Annotated in this window: 15 protein-coding genes; 5 read left to right on the forward strand and 10 right to left on the reverse strand. The window is 64.5% G+C overall.

The genetic code is table 11. The features are described 5' to 3' along the window. Positions 1-32: 32 nt before the first annotated feature. Together EJ069_RS04730 and EJ069_RS04735 are read left to right on the forward strand one after the other, a co-directional pair. Positions 33-650 (forward strand): dimethylsulfonioproprionate lyase family protein, encoded by a 618-nt coding sequence (locus EJ069_RS04730; protein WP_126060302.1) that lies wholly within the window; start codon positions 33-35, stop codon positions 648-650. Further along, entirely contained in the window at positions 650-2122 is a 1473-nt protein-coding gene (locus EJ069_RS04735; RefSeq protein ID WP_126060303.1) for a cobyric acid synthase, read from the forward strand. Before EJ069_RS04730 ends, EJ069_RS04735 begins: the two co-directional genes overlap by 1 nt. Before the next feature lie 427 nt (positions 2123-2549). On the opposite strand, the gene EJ069_RS04740 is transcribed toward EJ069_RS04735, so the two are convergent. Together EJ069_RS04740 and EJ069_RS04745 are read right to left on the reverse strand one after the other, a co-directional pair. Continuing rightward, on the reverse strand, positions 2550-2720 hold the full coding sequence (locus EJ069_RS04740) for a hypothetical protein (RefSeq protein WP_126060304.1): 171 nt from the start codon (positions 2718-2720) through the stop codon (positions 2550-2552). 51 nt (positions 2721-2771) lie between these two features. After that, positions 2772-3557, reverse strand: a complete 786-nt coding sequence (locus tag EJ069_RS04745) for a TSUP family transporter (RefSeq protein WP_126060305.1) — start codon at positions 3555-3557, stop codon at positions 2772-2774. A gap of 201 nt (positions 3558-3758) precedes the next feature. Here EJ069_RS04745 and EJ069_RS04750 point away from each other — a divergent pair, with 201 nt between their 5' ends. Further along, positions 3759-4190 (forward strand): TerB family tellurite resistance protein, encoded by a 432-nt coding sequence (locus tag EJ069_RS04750; RefSeq protein ID WP_112127794.1) that lies wholly within the window; start codon positions 3759-3761, stop codon positions 4188-4190. A gap of 17 nt (positions 4191-4207) precedes the next feature. Here EJ069_RS04750 and EJ069_RS04755 read toward each other — a convergent pair whose 3' ends face one another. The 5 genes from EJ069_RS04755 to EJ069_RS04775 all read right to left on the reverse strand — a co-directional run bounded on the left by EJ069_RS04755 (position 4208) and on the right by EJ069_RS04775 (position 10543). Beyond that, positions 4208-5830 carry a dipeptide ABC transporter ATP-binding protein gene (locus EJ069_RS04755; RefSeq protein WP_126060306.1) on the reverse strand — a complete coding sequence of 541 codons (1623 nt, stop codon included), beginning with the start codon at positions 5828-5830 and terminating at the stop codon, positions 4208-4210. Then, positions 5827-6696: an ABC transporter permease gene (locus EJ069_RS04760; RefSeq protein WP_126060307.1), complete on the reverse strand. Its 870-nt coding sequence runs from the start codon at positions 6694-6696 to the stop codon at positions 5827-5829. Before EJ069_RS04760 ends, EJ069_RS04755 begins: the two co-directional genes overlap by 4 nt. Next, positions 6693-7640, reverse strand: a complete 948-nt coding sequence (locus EJ069_RS04765) for an ABC transporter permease (protein ID WP_126060308.1) — start codon at positions 7638-7640, stop codon at positions 6693-6695. The genes EJ069_RS04760 and EJ069_RS04765 overlap by 4 nt, the downstream gene beginning before the upstream one ends. Before the next feature lie 28 nt (positions 7641-7668). Further along, positions 7669-9150, reverse strand: a complete 1482-nt coding sequence (locus tag EJ069_RS04770; RefSeq protein WP_126060309.1) for an ABC transporter substrate-binding protein — start codon at positions 9148-9150, stop codon at positions 7669-7671. A gap of 115 nt (positions 9151-9265) precedes the next feature. After that, positions 9266-10543, reverse strand: a complete 1278-nt coding sequence (locus EJ069_RS04775; RefSeq protein WP_126060310.1) for an acetylornithine deacetylase/succinyl-diaminopimelate desuccinylase family protein — start codon at positions 10541-10543, stop codon at positions 9266-9268. 280 nt (positions 10544-10823) lie between these two features. Between EJ069_RS04775 and EJ069_RS04780 the strand changes: the two genes are divergently transcribed. Both EJ069_RS04780 and EJ069_RS04785 read left to right on the forward strand, forming a co-directional pair. Beyond that, positions 10824-11255, forward strand: coding sequence for a L,D-transpeptidase (locus tag EJ069_RS04780; protein WP_126060311.1), 432 nt, complete (start codon positions 10824-10826; stop codon positions 11253-11255). Positions 11256-11433: 178 nt separating this feature from the next. Then, positions 11434-12279: a hypothetical protein gene (locus EJ069_RS04785; RefSeq protein ID WP_126060312.1), complete on the forward strand. Its 846-nt coding sequence runs from the start codon at positions 11434-11436 to the stop codon at positions 12277-12279. 177 nt (positions 12280-12456) lie between these two features. Here EJ069_RS04785 and EJ069_RS04790 read toward each other — a convergent pair whose 3' ends face one another. The 3 genes from EJ069_RS04790 to EJ069_RS04800 are packed head-to-tail and all read right to left on the reverse strand — an operon-like array spanning position 12457 to position 15804. Beyond that, positions 12457-13446 (reverse strand): lipid A biosynthesis lauroyl acyltransferase, encoded by a 990-nt coding sequence (locus EJ069_RS04790; protein WP_126060313.1) that lies wholly within the window; start codon positions 13444-13446, stop codon positions 12457-12459. Between the two features lie 20 nt (positions 13447-13466). After that, entirely contained in the window at positions 13467-14495 is a 1029-nt protein-coding gene (locus tag EJ069_RS04795) for a zinc-binding dehydrogenase (protein ID WP_126060314.1), read from the reverse strand. 37 nt (positions 14496-14532) lie between these two features. Beyond that, the gene (locus tag EJ069_RS04800; protein WP_126060315.1) at positions 14533-15804 is read right to left on the reverse strand and encodes a beta-ketoacyl-ACP synthase; all 1272 of its coding nucleotides are present in this window, start codon (positions 15802-15804) and stop codon (positions 14533-14535) included. Between the last annotated feature and the right edge of the window lie 12 nt (positions 15805-15816).

The following is a 15816-nucleotide window of genomic DNA, read 5'->3' on the forward strand; positions in this document are numbered from 1 at the left end:
GCTGTGCATGGAATGACTAACGGAGCTCTTGCGTGCCGACAATTTTCGATGAGTTGCTGGGGCGATTCCACGCCTATCTCGCCGGCGTCGATAACGACCTGGTCGCCGACGAAGTCGCGCGCATCGGCTGGAATATGCCTGTCCGTCCTCTCGAACCGCGCGCGCTTGCCTGCCTTGGCCATCTCGACCGCATTGCCGCGCTTGCGCCGCCGGATGCCAGCCCGCTGGCGCTGTTCGTCGCCGACCACCGGGGCGCATTGCGCTGGGGGCAGACCTATAGCGCCGCCGATTTCGGGCAGGATTTCGTCGACAATTACGGCTGGCTGGAAGTGTTCGGCACGCGAGGGCATTTCGTCAATGATGCGGTCGCGGGCGGCCTGCTGATCCTCGGGCCGGACATCGTCTATCCCGACCACCACCACATCGCGGAAGAAATCTACATCCCGCTCACCGGCGGCACCGGGTGGCGAATGGGCGAGGGCGGGTTCCATGTTCGCGATGCCGGCGAGGTGATCCACCATGCGTCGAATGTCAGCCATGCCATGCGCACCGGCAAGGAGCCGCTGATGGCGCTCTATCTCTGGCGCGGCGGGCCATTGGCGCAGAAGTCGATCATCGGCCCGATGATCGACTTGAGAGGCAGGGGCTGATGGCAAAAGCGATCATGCTGCAGGGCACCGGCTCGGATGTCGGCAAGACCGTGCTGGTGGCCGGGCTTTGCCGCGCCGCGAAGAATCGCGGGCTGAAGGTCCGGCCGTTTAAGCCGCAGAACATGTCGAACAATGCCGCCGTCGCCGACATTCCGGGCGATACAGCCGGCGAAGGCGAGATCGGCCGCGGGCAATGGCTGCAGGCGCTGGCCTGCGGCGTGCGGCCGACCGTGCACATGAACCCGGTGCTGCTCAAGCCGCAGAGCGACATCGGCTCGCAAGTGGTGGTGCAGGGCAAGGTCTTTGGCGAGGCGCGGGCACGCGACTACCAGGCGATGAAAGCCAGGCTGATGGACGCGGTGCTCAATTCCTGGGCCAAGGTCGGCGAGGGGGCCGACCTGGTCATTGTCGAGGGCGCGGGCTCGCCAGCCGAGATCAATCTCCGCAGCCGCGACATCGCCAATATGGGCTTTGCGACGCGCGCCAATGTGCCGGTGATCCTGGTCGGCGACATCGATCGTGGCGGCGTCATCGCCTCGGTCGCCGGCACGCATCTCATCCTGCCGGAAGAAGACCGGCGCATGATCGCCGGCTATCTCATCAACAAGTTCCGCGGCGACGTCTCGCTGTTCGACGACGGCATCAAGGCGATCGAGAAATTCACCGGCTGGCGCTGCTTCGGCGTCGTGCCATGGTTGAAGACGGCCGGGCGGCTGCCGTCCGAAGATTCCGTCGTGCTCGAACGCCTCGCGTCCGGCGAGAGGCGGGCACTGAAGGTGGCGGTGCCGATGCTGGCGCGTATCGCCAATTTCGACGATCTAGATCCGCTGAAGGCCGAGCCGCAGGTCGAGGTGGTGTTCGTGCCGCCGGGCAAGAGGCTGCCGGAGGATGCCGGGCTGGTCGTCGTCCCTGGCTCGAAATCGACCATCGGCGACCTCATCAAATTCCGCGAGAACGGCTGGGACCGCGATCTTGCCGCCCACCGCAAGCGCGGCGGCCATGTCGTCGGCATCTGCGGTGGCTATCAGATGCTCGGCCGCATGGTGCGCGATCCCGACGGCATCGAGGGCAGCGTGAGAGAGGCCGAGGGCCTCGGCCTGCTCGATATCGAAACGGTGATGGAGCCGGAAAAGACCGTGCGCAATTCAAGCGCCCAGTCGGTGCAGTTCGGCCTGCCGCTCGAGGGCTATGAAATCCATCTCGGCCGCACCACCGGTCCGGACACGGCGCGGCCGTCGACGATCCTCAACGGCGCCGAGGACGGCGCGGTCTCCGCCGACGGCAAGGTTATCGGCACCTACCTGCATGGGCTGTTTTCCGCCGACGCCTTTCGCGCCGCCTATCTGGAGAGTCTTGGCGTCAAAGGCGGCGGCATCGACTACCGCGCGGACGTCGAGAAGGCGCTGGACGAGATCGCGGCGGAACTGGAGCGGCATCTCGACTGCGACGCGATTTTTGGGTTGGCGCGATAGGTCCGTTCCACCGCACAGCGGCCGGACCAGCCGCATGTGCCCTGCGCATCGGTGTCTTGGCGATTAGCCGAGCCATTTATGCGGTCGTCATTCTATGGCGGAGCAAGGAGCGAAGCGACGCGCGCAGACCATAGAATCCATTCCGTGACGTCGAGGCGTTGCAGCCGTGCAGAATTCTACTCCGCTGCATTCCGCGGCGAAAGTAACGGAATGGATCCTCGGGTCTACGCGTCCGCTTCGCTCCCGCTCCGCCCGTGGATGACGAAGTTGGGATGCTGTCACTAACTTTCGAGCGACGACGCTGGAAATTATCTTGGGATGGCGCGCTGGCTCGTCGGACAAGGCGCAAGCCCGGCAGAACAGGTTCGCAGAAATCAAAAGCGCCCGGCAGGGCCGGGCGCTCCGAGTTGCCTGAGATCTGCGATTTTCAAGCGCCGCGCATCAAACAGCCGGCGGCGAGCACGATGTAGGCGATGAGCATGATCCAAACGGGCGCAAGCGGAATGAATGCAAGAACGCCAAGAGCGGCGAGAAGGCCGATGACGGCGATGACCAACGAAATAATGAACACGATTTGGGTAGGTGCACTGAGATTCATGTCTAGTCCCTCCAACATGATTCGCGCGCGCTTATTCTACCAGCGGTGCGGTCACATACCAATTAGCTGGCGCAGGGGGTTGGCCGGGTCGGCTAGCAGCTTCGCGGCGAGCGCCAGGCAGACGACCACCAGCAGTGGCTTGATCAGCCTGGCGCCGATGCGGATGGCAAGGCTCGCGCCGACGCGGGCGCCGACGAACTGTGCTGCGCCCATCATCAGGCCGACCTTCCAGTCGATGACGCCGACGGCGGCGAAGACGACGAAGCCGCCGATGTTGGAGGCGAAATTGAGCAGCTTGGTGTGCGCCGTCGCCTTGAGCACGCCGTAGCCGGCAAGCGTGACGAAGGCGAGCATGTAGAAGGAGCCTGCGCCGGGGCCGAACACGCCGTCATAGAAGCCGACCAGCGGCGGGATGATCAGCCCGAACAGGAAAGGCGACAGCCGTTCGGCGCGGTCAACGTCGTCCATGTTCGGCTTGAGCGCGAAATAGAGCGCGATGGCGATCAGGAGCAGCGGCAGCAGCGCGCGCAGGAAATCGCCGGGGACGACCGTCGCCAAAAGCGCGCCGACCGCGCCGCCGGCCAGCGCCAGCAGCGCCGACGGCAGCTGGCGGCGCAGGTCAACCTGACCGTTGGCGGCATAGTGGATGGTGGCCGAGCCGGAGCCGAACATGCCTTGCAGCTTGTTGGTGCCAAGGGCTGCGACCGGCGAAAAGCCGGCGAGCAGCAGCGCCGGGATGGTGATCAGCCCGCCGCCGCCGGCGATCGAGTCGACGAAGCCGGCCGCAAAGGCGGCAGCAATCAGGATGAGGACGGTCTGCAGGGTAAGATCGATCATCGGGGAGGGATGCCTGGAAGGAAACCGCAGCTTCCACCACGCTCGCCCCGTTTGCGCAAGGGCGATTCCAAGCCAGAGCGGCTCGCCGTTACACGCCGAACCGCTCTGTCCGTTGCTTTGCCGCAATTCCGGACGGAAAACCGCTTCACACTTTTCCTGGAATTGCTCTAACAATCAGGTGGAATCGGAAAGGGGAGCTTGATGGCGATGGCGCTGCTCGACCAGATACGTTCGATCTTCGACGGTGACCCGGGCGTTCGCAAGGTGGCGGATGACCCGGTGCTTTCGGCGGAGCTTTTGATGCTGTTTCGCATGATCCTGGCCGACGGTTCGGTCTCGGAGAGCGAGATGGTCGTCTTCCGCCACATCTGCAAGGAAGCCTTCGGCATCCCCGAAACCTCGATCGATAGCGTCATCGAATATCTCAACGATTATGGCTACGAGACCAATGGCTCGCAGGCGATCGCGCTGTTCCGCGACCTTGATGTCGAGCGCCGGAAGCTGCTCGCGCGCCATATGGCCGAGATCGCCAAGGCCGATTCCAAGCTGGCGGAGAGTGAGGTGAAGCTGCTGCGCCGCACCCTCGACCTGCTCGATATCAGCCCGGTCGATCTGGTGAAGCCGGAGGAATAGCCGGCCCGGCCGGCTGCTTAGCCCTGTTCCTGCATGCGTCGCGCGATGGCTCGGTGAAGATCGGGCGCCGCGGCGACCAACGCTCGCGCCGCTTCCGAGCTGGGATGGTTGAGCACGTCGGCGGTCCGGCCGCGCTCGACGATCTTGCCTTCATGCATAACCAGCACCTCGTCAGCCATGGCCCGGGCGACGGTCAGGTCATGGGTGATGAAGAGATAGGCGATGCCGAGCTTCTGGTTGAGCTCGGCGAAAAGGTCGAGGATCTGAGCGCGGATGGAGACGTCCAGCGCGGAGACCGGCTCGTCGGCCACCACCAGCTTTGGGCGGGTGATGATGGCGCGGGCGATCGACAGGCGCTGGCGCTGGCCGCCCGAGAATTCATGCGGATACTTGTCCATGTCGCGCGGACCGAGCCCGACTTCGTGCAGCGCATGCGCGACCATCTCGCGGCGCTCGGCCTGCGTCGGCTGCTTTTCCAGAAGATGCAGCGGCTCGGCCACCAGTTTCTCCACCTTCTGGCGCGGGTCGAAGGAGCCGTAGGGATCCTGGAAGACGGCCTGCATGTCGCGCCGGGTCGGCTTCAGCTCGGCCTCCGCTTTACCCGTGATGGCTTCGCCGCGAAAGCGGATCGTGCCCGCCGTCGGCTTGTCCAGGGCGAGGATCATGCGGGCAAGCGTGGACTTGCCGCAGCCCGAGCGCCCGACGAGCGCCACCGATTGCGCGGGCTCGATGGTGAGCGAGACATTGTCGACGGCGCGGATCGGCTGCGCCGGCCAGAACAGGGATTTGCGCCGGCCCGGATAGTCACGGCCGATGCCTTCGACTTCGAGCAAGGGTTTTGCCGACCCGGCAAGATGCGGCTTCGGCCGCGCCGGCAGGTGCATGGAAGCCAGTGCCAGCTCGCGCGTGTAGGGATGCTGTTGCTCGGACAGCGCGCGCGCGGTGTCGCCGGCTTCCGTCACCTCGCCATGGCGCAGGATGGTCAGGCGATCGGCCATCTCGGTCACCACCGCGAGGTCGTGCGAGATGAGCAGCAGGCCCATACGGTTCTCGCGAACCAAATCGCGCAACAGGTCGAGGATCTGCGCCTGCAGCACCACGTCGAGCGCCGTCGTCGGCTCGTCGGCGATCAGGAGCTTTGGCTTCAGCGCGCAGGCAATGGCGATGACGACGCGCTGCCGCTGGCCGCCGGACAGTTCGTGCGGATAGCGCGACAGCGGGAATTTGGCTTCCGGCAGCCCGACGCGGTCCAGGATTTTTCGCGCGCGGTCCTCGGCGTCGGCGCGGCTCCCCTTGGCGTGCCAGCGAATGCCTTCGGCGACTTGCTCGCCGATCGTCTTGACCGGGTTCAGCGCCGTCATCGGCTCCTGGAAGACCATGCCGATATCGTCGCCGCGCAAGGCGCACATCTGGTCTTCGGTGGCGCGGAGGATGTCGATGCCGTCGAAGGTCACGCGACCCTCGGCGCGCGCCAGATGAGGGAGGAGCTGCATGATTGTCAGCGCCGTCATCGACTTGCCGGAGCCGGATTCGCCGACAAGGCCAACGACCTCGCCCGGCGAGACCGTCAGTTCGACGCCTTTCAGGATCGGCGTGGCGCCGATCGTAAGCGACAGGTTCTCGATCTCGAGCAGGCTCATCGGCGCCGCCGCGATTTCGGATCGAGGATGTCGGCGATGCCGTCGCCGAGAAGGTTCAGCCCAAGCACGGTGACGACGATCGCCATGCCGGGGAAGATCGCCATCCAGGGCGCGATCACCATGCGAGTCTGCGCGTCGAACAGCATGCGGCCCCAGCTCGGCATCGGCGGCTGGGCGCCGAGGCCCACATAGGAAAGTCCGGCTTCGGCGAGGATGCCGAGCGCGAACTGGATGGTGCCCTGGACGAGCAGCAGCGTCGCGATATTGGGCAGGATGTGCTCGACGGTGATGCGCGTCATGCCCTTGCCGGCGGCGCGCGCGGCGAGGATGAACTCGCGCGGCCAGATCGCCAGTGCGCCGGCGCGGGCGACGCGCGCGAAGACAGGTATGTTGAAGATGCCGATGGCGATGATGGCGTTGACGGCGCCGGGGCCGAAGATCGCGGTGATCATGATCGCCGAAAGCAGGGCAGGGAAGGCGAAGACGACGTCGTTGACGCGCATCAGCGCCTCGTCGGTCAGTCCGCCCCGCGCGGCGGCCAGAGCGCCGAGCGGCACGCCGATGCCCATGCCGATGCCGACTGCGACCAGCGCGACCGCGATCGAATTGCGGGCGCCGACCATGACCATCGACAGGATGTCGCGACCGAAATGGTCGGTGCCGAACCAGTGTGCCCAAGAGGGCGCCTGGGACTTGTCGGCGATCACCAGCCTGGCGACGTCGTAAGGCGTCCAGACGAAGGAGACGAGCGCGACAGCCAGAATCAGCAACGTGATGACCAGACCGATCAGGAAAGAGCGGTTGCCGAAGGCCTTGGCCAGCACGCCGGCAAGGGTTTCCTCGGGGAGGTCGATGCGCATGGTCATTGCCGGCCTCTGAGGCGCGGGTCGACGATGGCGTAGGAGAAATCGACGAGGAGGTTGATCAGGATCACGGCGGCGACCAGAAGCATGACGATGCTTTCCACCACGATCAGGTCGCGCTGGGTGATGGCCTGGAAGATCAGCCGGCCGAGGCCAGGCAGGTAGAAGACATTCTCGATGATTATGGTGCCGGCAAGCAGGAAGGCGAATTGCAGGCCGAGGATGGTGAGCACCGGGAGCATGGCGTTGCGCAACGCATGGCGCCACAGAACGGCGCGGTAGGGCAGGCCCTTGGCGCGCGCGGTGCGGATATAGTCCTCGTTGAGCACCTCGATCAGCGCCGAGCGGGCGACGCGCCCCAGGATCGCCGCCTGCGGCAGCGCTAGGGCCACGGCCGGCAGGATCAGGGATTTCAACGCCGTCCAGACACCGGCGCCCCAACCCGGGAAGCCGCCGGCCGGCACGAGCCGCAGCCAGACGGCGAAGAGATAGATCAGCATCAGCGCGAACCAGAAATTCGGCACCGCGACGCCGATCTGGGCCGCGCCCATGGCCAGCGTATCGCCCGCGCGGCCCTGGCGGCTGGCCGAGAACACGCCGACCGGAATGGCGATGATGGTCGACAGCGCCAGCGCGATCAGCGCCAGCGGCAGGGAGACGGCGATGCGTTCACGCACCAGGTCGATGACGGGCACCGAATAGGTGTAGGAACGGCCGAAATCGAGGCTGAGCAAGCCGCCCGCCCAGTGCAGGTAGCGCAGCAGCAGCGGCGCGTTCAGCCCCATCTGGTTGCGCAGCAACTCCACCTGGTCGGCGCTGGCATTGAGGCCCAGCATAAGCCGCGCCGGATCGCCGGGCAGGACCTCCATGACCGCGAACACCACCATCGAGGCCAGCACCAGCGTGAGGGCCGCGATGATGAGGCGTTTGACGAGATAGGCGGTCATGGGAAGCGATCGGGCGATCGCGCCGCCCTCAATCCGTCCACTTCACCTTGGTGAGGTCATCCGCCTCGATCGGCCAGTTCGTCCACATGCCCTGCAGCTTGGCGTCCCAGACGCCAATCTTGGGCAGCTCGAACAGGTAGACGGCGGGCACGTCGTGGGCGAGAATCTTCTGCGCCTCGCCCAGCATCTCCAGCCTCTTGTCCTTGTCGACCGTGGTGCCGAGCGCCTTGATGACATCGTTGAACTTCGGGTTGTCATACTGGAAATAATAGCCGGGCCGCGAATAGATATCGATGTCGTTGGGCTCGACGTGGGAAACGATCGTCAGGTCGTAGTCCTTGTTGGTGAAGACCTGGCTCAGCCACTCCGCCCATTCGACCGGAATGATCTGCAGATCGACGCCGATCTCTTTCAGCTGGGACTGAATCACCTGGCCGCCGTCGCGCGCGTAGGGCACGGGCGGCAGCTTGATCGTGGCCGAGAAGCCGTTCTCCAACCCCGCCTCCTTCAGATACGCCTTGGCCTTGGCGATGTCGTGCGGATAGACGCCGGTGAGATCGACATAGCCCGCGTCGCCTGGCGAAAAATGAGACCCGATCGGCTTTCCAAGACCGTTCGAGGCGGCTGCGATGATGGCATTGCGATCGATCGCCGAGGCAAGCGCCTGCCGCACGGCGAGCTTGTCGAAGGGCGGCTTCTTGTTGTTGATCGACAGGATCGTCTCGCCCTCGGTCGAACCGATCACGACACTGAAGCGCGGATCGGACTGGATCTGCCCGAGCGCGTCCTGCGCGGGCATGTTGGCGAAAGCCTGGATGTCGCCCGAGAGCAAGGCGGGGACGGCCGCGGCCACGTCGGGGACGATACGGAATGTCGCCTTGTCGAGCGCGGCGGCTGTACCCCAGTAGTCCGGGTTCTTGACGAGCGTGATCTCGGAACCCTTGGCCCAGTGATCGAGCTTGAAGGGACCGGTGCCAATCGGCTTGTCCTTGTTGCCGTCGGCCGACCCCTTCGCCACGATCACCGCCGCAACCTGGCCCATGTCGTAAAGGAAGCTGCCCTGCGGCCCGTCGAGAGTCACCTTGACGGTCGCCGGATCGACCACCGTGACATCGGTGATGTGGGCAAAGAGCTGCTTTTGCGGATTGAGCGAATCCTTGGCACGCGCGCGATCCAGCGAGAATTTCACGTCGTCGGCGCTGAAGGCCGAGCCATCGTGGAACTTCACGCCGGAATGCAGCTTGAACGTGTAGGTCTTGCCGTCGTCGGAGACTGCCCAGCTCTCGGCGAGAGCGGGCTGAACTTGGCCGTTGTCGTCGATGCGCGTCAACCCTTCAAAGACATTGGCATAGGTGACTTCGCCGATGGCCGCGGCCGCGCCGGCGGTTGGATCGAGATGTGGCGGCTCGAGCACGATGCCGAGCGTGAGGTCGGTACGCGCGGCAAGGGCCGAGGTGGCGGCGGCAAGCGACAGCACAGCCGCGGCCAGGATGGTCTTCCACAGTCTCATCGCTGAACTCCCATTGCTCAAACATGCTCAAGCTGGCGGATAGAAGCGTGATTTGGCGCGCGAGTAAATTGCGTTTCGTGCTGCCGGGCGGCGCCAGGCGGAATGTTTTTGCCCATCAGCCGGTCGTGCCGCGCAAGAGCACATTGAGGCCGATCGCCATAACCTTGGCCGATTCCACCATGTCGGCGATGCCCACCCATTCGTCCGGCCTATGCGCGAGGTCGAGAATGCCCGGGCCATAGGCGATGCAATCGTAGAGGTGGCCGAGGCGCGCGACGTGCTTCTGGTCGTAGGTGCCGGGCGAGATCACATAGTCGGGTTCGCGGTCGAACACCTCCATGATGCCCTTCGCGACGGCCTTCACCACTGGCGCGTCGCGCTCGGTCATCAGCGGCAGCACCTCCATCAGGTCGCGGATCTCGTAGTCGAATTTCTTGCGCTCGCGTTTCAGCCGCTCCAGGATGCCGGTGACCTCCCCCTTGACGGTGGCGATATCCTCTTCGAGCAGGAAGCGCCGGTCTATGGTGAGCCGGCACCAATCCGGCACGTTGGGCGAGGGAAGCCCCGGCCGGAAATCCTCGGTCTGGCCGCCATGGATGGAATTGATGTTCATGGTCGAGCGCCGGGCGCCTTCCGGCACCACCGGCATGCGTGTCATCTTGCGGTCGAGCGCCGGGAACAGTTCCTCCTCGAAAGCCTGCAGCACGGCGCCCATATGGCGCACCGCATTGTCGCCGAGGAACGGCATCGAGCCATGCGCGATCTCGCCCTTGGTCTCGATCTCCGCCCACCAGACGCCGCGGTGGCCGAGGCAGATGCGATCCTTGTTCAGCGGCTCCGGGATGATGACGTGGTCGACCTTCGGCTTCGAGAAATAGCCGAGCCTGGCCAGGTGGGCGACGCCGCCGAAACCGCCTGATTCCTCATCCGCCGTGCCCGAGATCTCGATGGCGCCGGGGAAATCCGGATAGGTTGCCATGAAGGCTTCGACGGCGATGACCGAGGCTGCCAGGCCGCCTTTCATGTCGCAGGCGCCGCGACCGTAGACCCTGCCGTCCTTCACCACGCCGGCAAAGGGATCGACGGTCCAGCCGTCGCCGGCCTCGACGACGTCGATATGCGAGTTGAAATGCACGCAGGGGCCGGGCGAGCGGCCGTCGAGGCGGGCGACCACGTTGACGCGCGGATAGCGGTCGCTGTCGCCGGGCGCGCCCTCGGCACGGATGAATTCGGTTTCGAAGCCGAGTTTCTTCAGGCGCGCGCCCAGGAACTCGGCGCATGGCCGGTAGGCTTCGCCCGGCGGATTGACGGTCGGGAAGCGGATCAGGTCCGCGGTCAGCGCAACCAGGTCGTCGATCCGGTCCTCGACCGCCCCGAGAAGCCGCTCATTCATGCGAAGTCGTTCACTCATTCGGTGGATTGAAGAAGGAACGCAGCACTTTTGCAAGCAACCAGTCGCACATTGCCGCACGACGATCGGGGGAATGGCCCAACGCTCGCGCTTAAACTTCAGAGGGTGCGTGTCGAGGCGGCAACCATGCCGGGAAAATCGTTCAAATTCATCGGATTGGATTGGCGGATTCGTCAAGGAGTGTGTGGTACTTAACGCATCTGCCGGCAAAAAGATGGAAAAACCGCGTCAATGGCAGGGGCAATCAAAGGGGTTTGATCGCATGAAAAAGTTCGTTCTCATGGCAACCGTGCTGGCGACAGCGTTGTTCGGCATGTCCGTCGCAAGCCGGGCAGCCAACCTGGTCGCCAATATCGACGTCTCGTCGCAGACCATGACCGTCAGCAAATATGGCCAGGTGCTCTACCGCTGGAGCGTATCGACGGCGCGACCTGGCTATTTCACGCCGCGCGGCAGCTACCGGCCGCAATGGACTGCCCGGATGTGGTATTCGCGCAAGTATGACAACTCGCCGATGCCGTATTCCGTGTTCTTCCACGGCGGCTACGCCATTCACGGTACCGGGGCGGTGAGACATCTCGGGCGCCCGGCGTCGCATGGCTGCGTGCGCCTGCATCCGGCCAACGCCGCGACGTTCTACGCGATGGTCAAGGAAGCCGGCTTCGGCAACACGCGGATCGTCGTGACCAACTGAGGTGCTGAAGAGGCTCGTTGCGCAGGCGGCGATTGCCGCCGCCTGGCGTTGCAGCAATGCCTCACATGCCACGAAAAACAAGGGTTTGCGCCGTCCGCCGCAGTGCTGAACCTGGCCCATGCAATGCTGCGGTGGTAGAAGCAGGACCTCAAATTTCTGATCGCTTGGGGGTATTTGGATGCATCGCCTTTTTCTCAGTGCCGCGATCGTGGCAACGGCAACATCGGCTTTCGCCGCTGACGCGCCGGTCGTTCTGGACCAGCAACTCGAACAGCCTCATATTTCCGGCTACGGTGAGATTTATCTTGGCGGCCTTCATTTCTCGACGCCCGGGGATGACGCAAACGGCACGGCCGCCGGCGGCGCGGCTCGGATCAATTTCCCGATCGACGCCCGCTGGAACATCCAGACCGACGCGCTGATCGATTCGCTGTGGGTGGAAGGAACCAACATCTATAGCTATGGCGGCGCCGTCCACGGCTACTGGCGCGATCCGAGTTCGTATGCGCTCGGCGGCTTTGCGACCATCAACGGATATGACGGTGACGAGGGTATAGGCGACGCAGGTCTTTACACTTTCACCGTCGGTCCCGAGGCTCAGGCTTATTTCGGCAACGTGACACTCTACGGTCAGGCCTACTACGGGCAGTTGCGCGCCAGCGGCGAGTCCGAACATTTCGACAATTGGGGCGGCCGTGGCGTCGTGAGATATTTCGCGCAGGACAACCTTCGCTTCGATGGTGAACTCGGCTTCTCGCGGCTGTCCGGCTTTGGCGGACATTTCGACACCGTCACGGCGGCGTTGCAGGCTACCTACAGATTCTCGGGGACTCCTTGGTCGGTGTTTGGCCGCTACCAACTGGATCACCTGACCTTCTCGGAAAGTTCCGGGAGTGTGAACATCCACAAATATGTGGTTGGTCTGCGGGCAAGCTTCGGTTCGGACACCTTGCTCTCCGAGGATCGCAACGGTGCCACCATGGATACGTTCCGGCCGAATTTCACCATCCCCGCTCCGCTTTGAGGGCTCCAATCCAGAACCGCGGGGGCGCTTCCGTACGCGGCGTAGCGTCCCCGGTTGAGTTCGCCCACGGCATTCGGCCGCTGATCCAGACGGAATGAGAGCGTTTTACAGATATAGCGAACCGCTCTACCTCGAGGTAATTCCGGACGGAAAACCGCCCATGGGTTTCGTGGGCTTCTAACCGATTTCTTTGGTCTGCCTTTGCCGCTTGCGGCGGCGGCCGCTGATTTCCCAGCGCTTGTGGAACCACATCCACTGTCCTGGGTCCTCACGCACCCAGCGCTCGACCACATCGGTGAGAAGCTGGGTGGTGGCGTCGACATCGACGCTGCCGTCCTCGGTACGCGGCAGGTCCAGCTTGTCCTCGATCTCCAGACGAAAGCGGTTGCCCGGCAGCCTGACGCAGCGGGCGGGGTAGACATCGCAGTCGTAGTGGCGGGCCAACATGCCAAGCATCGGGTTGGTCTGGCATGGGCGGCCAAAGAAAGTCGTCTCGACGCCGCCTGAGAATTTCTGATCGACCAGCACGCCGATATTGCCGCCCTTTTCCAGGATAGCGGCGAGGGCGAAGGAGGCTCCGGCGGCGGAGGGCAGCAGCGCGCCCATCGAGGAGCGGCGCGTCGAATGGATGTAATCGGCGAGATAAGGATTGTTCGGCGGGCGAAACAGCGCGGTGATGTTCATGCCGAACGTGGCCGCGGCCACCGGCAGCAGCTCGAAATTGCCGAGATGACCGGTGAAGAGGATGTGAGGCTTCTTCTCGCCGGCGATCGCGACGAAATGCTCGATGCCGCGAACCTCGACCCGGCCCGGCTTCGAAGCGTCCGGGTCGAAGTCGAACAATGCATCGAGGAAGATGTATTCGGCCGCCAGGCGGGCCATGTTGCCCCACATGTCGCGTGCGATGGCCTCGATTTCGGCGTCGCTCTTTTGCGGATAGGCCAGGCGCAGATTGTTGACCGCGACCCGGTGGCGCCCGACCATCGGACCGACCCGGCGGGCGGCGCGGTCGGCGAAGTTGAGCGCGCTGTCCGGCGGCAACAGGCGCAGCAGCGACAGCAACACCATGGCGAGCCTGGCGACCAGCCAGTGCTCCATCTGGCGCAGCCGCAGGCCGTAGCGGAACATGAAGTCCCGGCGGGCTTTCCTGAGCGCGTTGCCGACCATCCGCCTTTCCTGGAACTGCTTTAGGAGACGCGCAGGATGATCTTGCCGAAGACGTCGCGGCCTTCCATGCGCTTCAGCGCCGCATCGATGTCGTCGAAACCCACCTCGGTATCGATGACGGGGGCGACGAGACCGGCGGCCATCTTCTGCATGGCGTTGGCCATGTTCTCCATGCGGCAGCCGAAGGAACCGAGCAGCTTCAGCTGCTGCTGGAAGAGCTGCATCAGATTGACCTGGGTCGACACGCCCGAGGTCGAACCACAGGTGACGAGGCGGCCGCCGCGCTTCAGGGACAGCATCGAGCCGGCGAAGGTGTCGGCGCCGACATGCTCGAAGACGACGTCGACGCCTTTCTTCTTCGTCAGCTTGCGCACGACGCCCTCGAAGCGGTCCTCACGGTAGTTGATGACATGGTCGGCGCCGAGCGCCTTCGCCTTGTCGATCTTGTCGTTCGAGCCGACCGTGGTGATGACCGTGCAGCCCATCTTCTTGGCCAACTGGATGGCGGCGGTGCCGATGCCGGAGCCGCCGGCATGAACGAGGATGGTCTCGCCGGGTTCCAGCTTGGCGTTGTCGAACAGCATGTGCTCGACCGTGCCGAAAGTCACGGGCGCGACTGCCGCGCCGATCTCGGTGACGCCGGGAGGAGCGGGTACCAGCAGGCGCGCCGGCAGGTTGATCTTTTCCTGGGCGAAGCCATCAAGATGGAAGCCGTGGACGCCGGAAACGTGCTCGCAGAGATTGTCGCGGCCTTCCCGGCAGGCGCGGCACAGCCCGCAGGTGCGCGCGCCGTAGATCGACACCAACTGCCCCGGCAGCAGGTTGGAGACTCCTGGACCGATCGCCTCGACCTCGCCGGAAGCTTCGGCGCCTACGACCAGCGGCAGCTTGCGTTTGGCGAAAGCCATGCCGCGCCAGCCCCAGACGTCGATATGGTTGAGCGCCACCGCCTTGATGCGCAGCGTCACTTCGCCGAGCGAAGGCGGCGGGGGAGACGGCAGGTCCACCGTTTCGAGACGGCGGTCCTCGATAAGTTGCAATGCGCGCATAGGGCCTGTCAGTTGTCAAAAGCGGGAAAACGTCCGCTTAGACCGGTTCCCGCGCCATGACAAGGCAGGTGTTCTGGCCGCCGAAGCCGAAAGAGTTCGACAAAACCGTGCCGACCTCGGCGTTGCGCTTCTTGTTCGGCACCACGTCGAGGACAATAGCCGGATCCGGATTGTCGTAATTGATGGTCGGCGGGATGACGCTTTCGCGCATGGTCATCAGCGAGAAGGCGGCCTCGACCGCGCCGGCGGCCGACAGCGTGTGGCCGATCATCGACTTGTTCGACGAGACCGGCATCGAGCCGATACGCTCGCCGAACACGGTGGACAGCGACAGATGCTCCATCTTGTCGTTTTCCGGCGTCGAGGTGCCGTGCGCGTTGACATATTCGATCTCGTCCTCGCTCATGCCCGCATCGGCAAGGACGGCGCGCACCGCCGCGATCGCCGGCGACGCATCGGGCTTGGAGCGGGTGCGGTGGAAATCGTCCGCCTTTTCGCCGCAGCCGCGCATGATGCCGAGGATCGTCGCGCCGCGGGCCAGGGCGGCTTCCAGCGATTCCAGCACCAGCGCGCCAGATCCTTCGGCGAGCACGAAGCCGTCGCGATCCTTGGAGAAGGGTTTCGACGCCTTTTCCGGGATGTCATTATGGGTGGACAGGGCAGAAAGCAGCGAGAAGCGGATCAGCGCCTCGGCCGTCGCCGAGCCGTCGGCGCCGATCGACAGCGCCTTGTCGCATTCGCCGCGCCGGATCGCCTCGACGCCGAGCTGGATGGCGGTGGCGCCTGAAGCGCATGCGGTCGAGAGCGTTATCGGCAGGCCGCGCGTGCCGAAGCGGTCGGCCAGGCGGTCGGCGATCGACCCGAACTGAGTGGTTTCGAAGATGTCGAGCTCCTTCAACGCGCGGGCGACGCGCAGCAATCTCTCGGAACCGCCATCCTTCTTGTCGGAATTGTAGAGCGAGAAACGGTCGGCCCAATCGAGCTCGACCGGCGGCGAGGCGAGGAACAGCGGGCCGCCGAAATCGCCGGAATCGAGGCCTGCTTCCGACACGGCTTCCTGGGCCGCGGTCTCGGCCAGTTCGTAAGTGAGGTGGCTTGCGCCCTTCGAGCTCGACGGCAGGAAGTCGACCATGCCGGAAATGCGGGTGTTGAGGTGATCGACCGGAAAGCGGGTGATCGGATGGATGCCGGATTTGCCGGACGTCAGCGCCGCCCAGTTGTCGGTCTTGCCGACGCCCAGCGACGTCACGACGCCGATGCCGGTGACGGCCACGACCGGCCTGCCCATGTGGTCTTTGAGATTGGCCATGTTTTGTCCTGA

Source organism: Mesorhizobium sp. M2A.F.Ca.ET.043.05.1.1 (genome assembly GCF_003952445.1).
Taxonomy (GTDB): Bacteria; Pseudomonadota; Alphaproteobacteria; order Rhizobiales; family Rhizobiaceae; genus Mesorhizobium.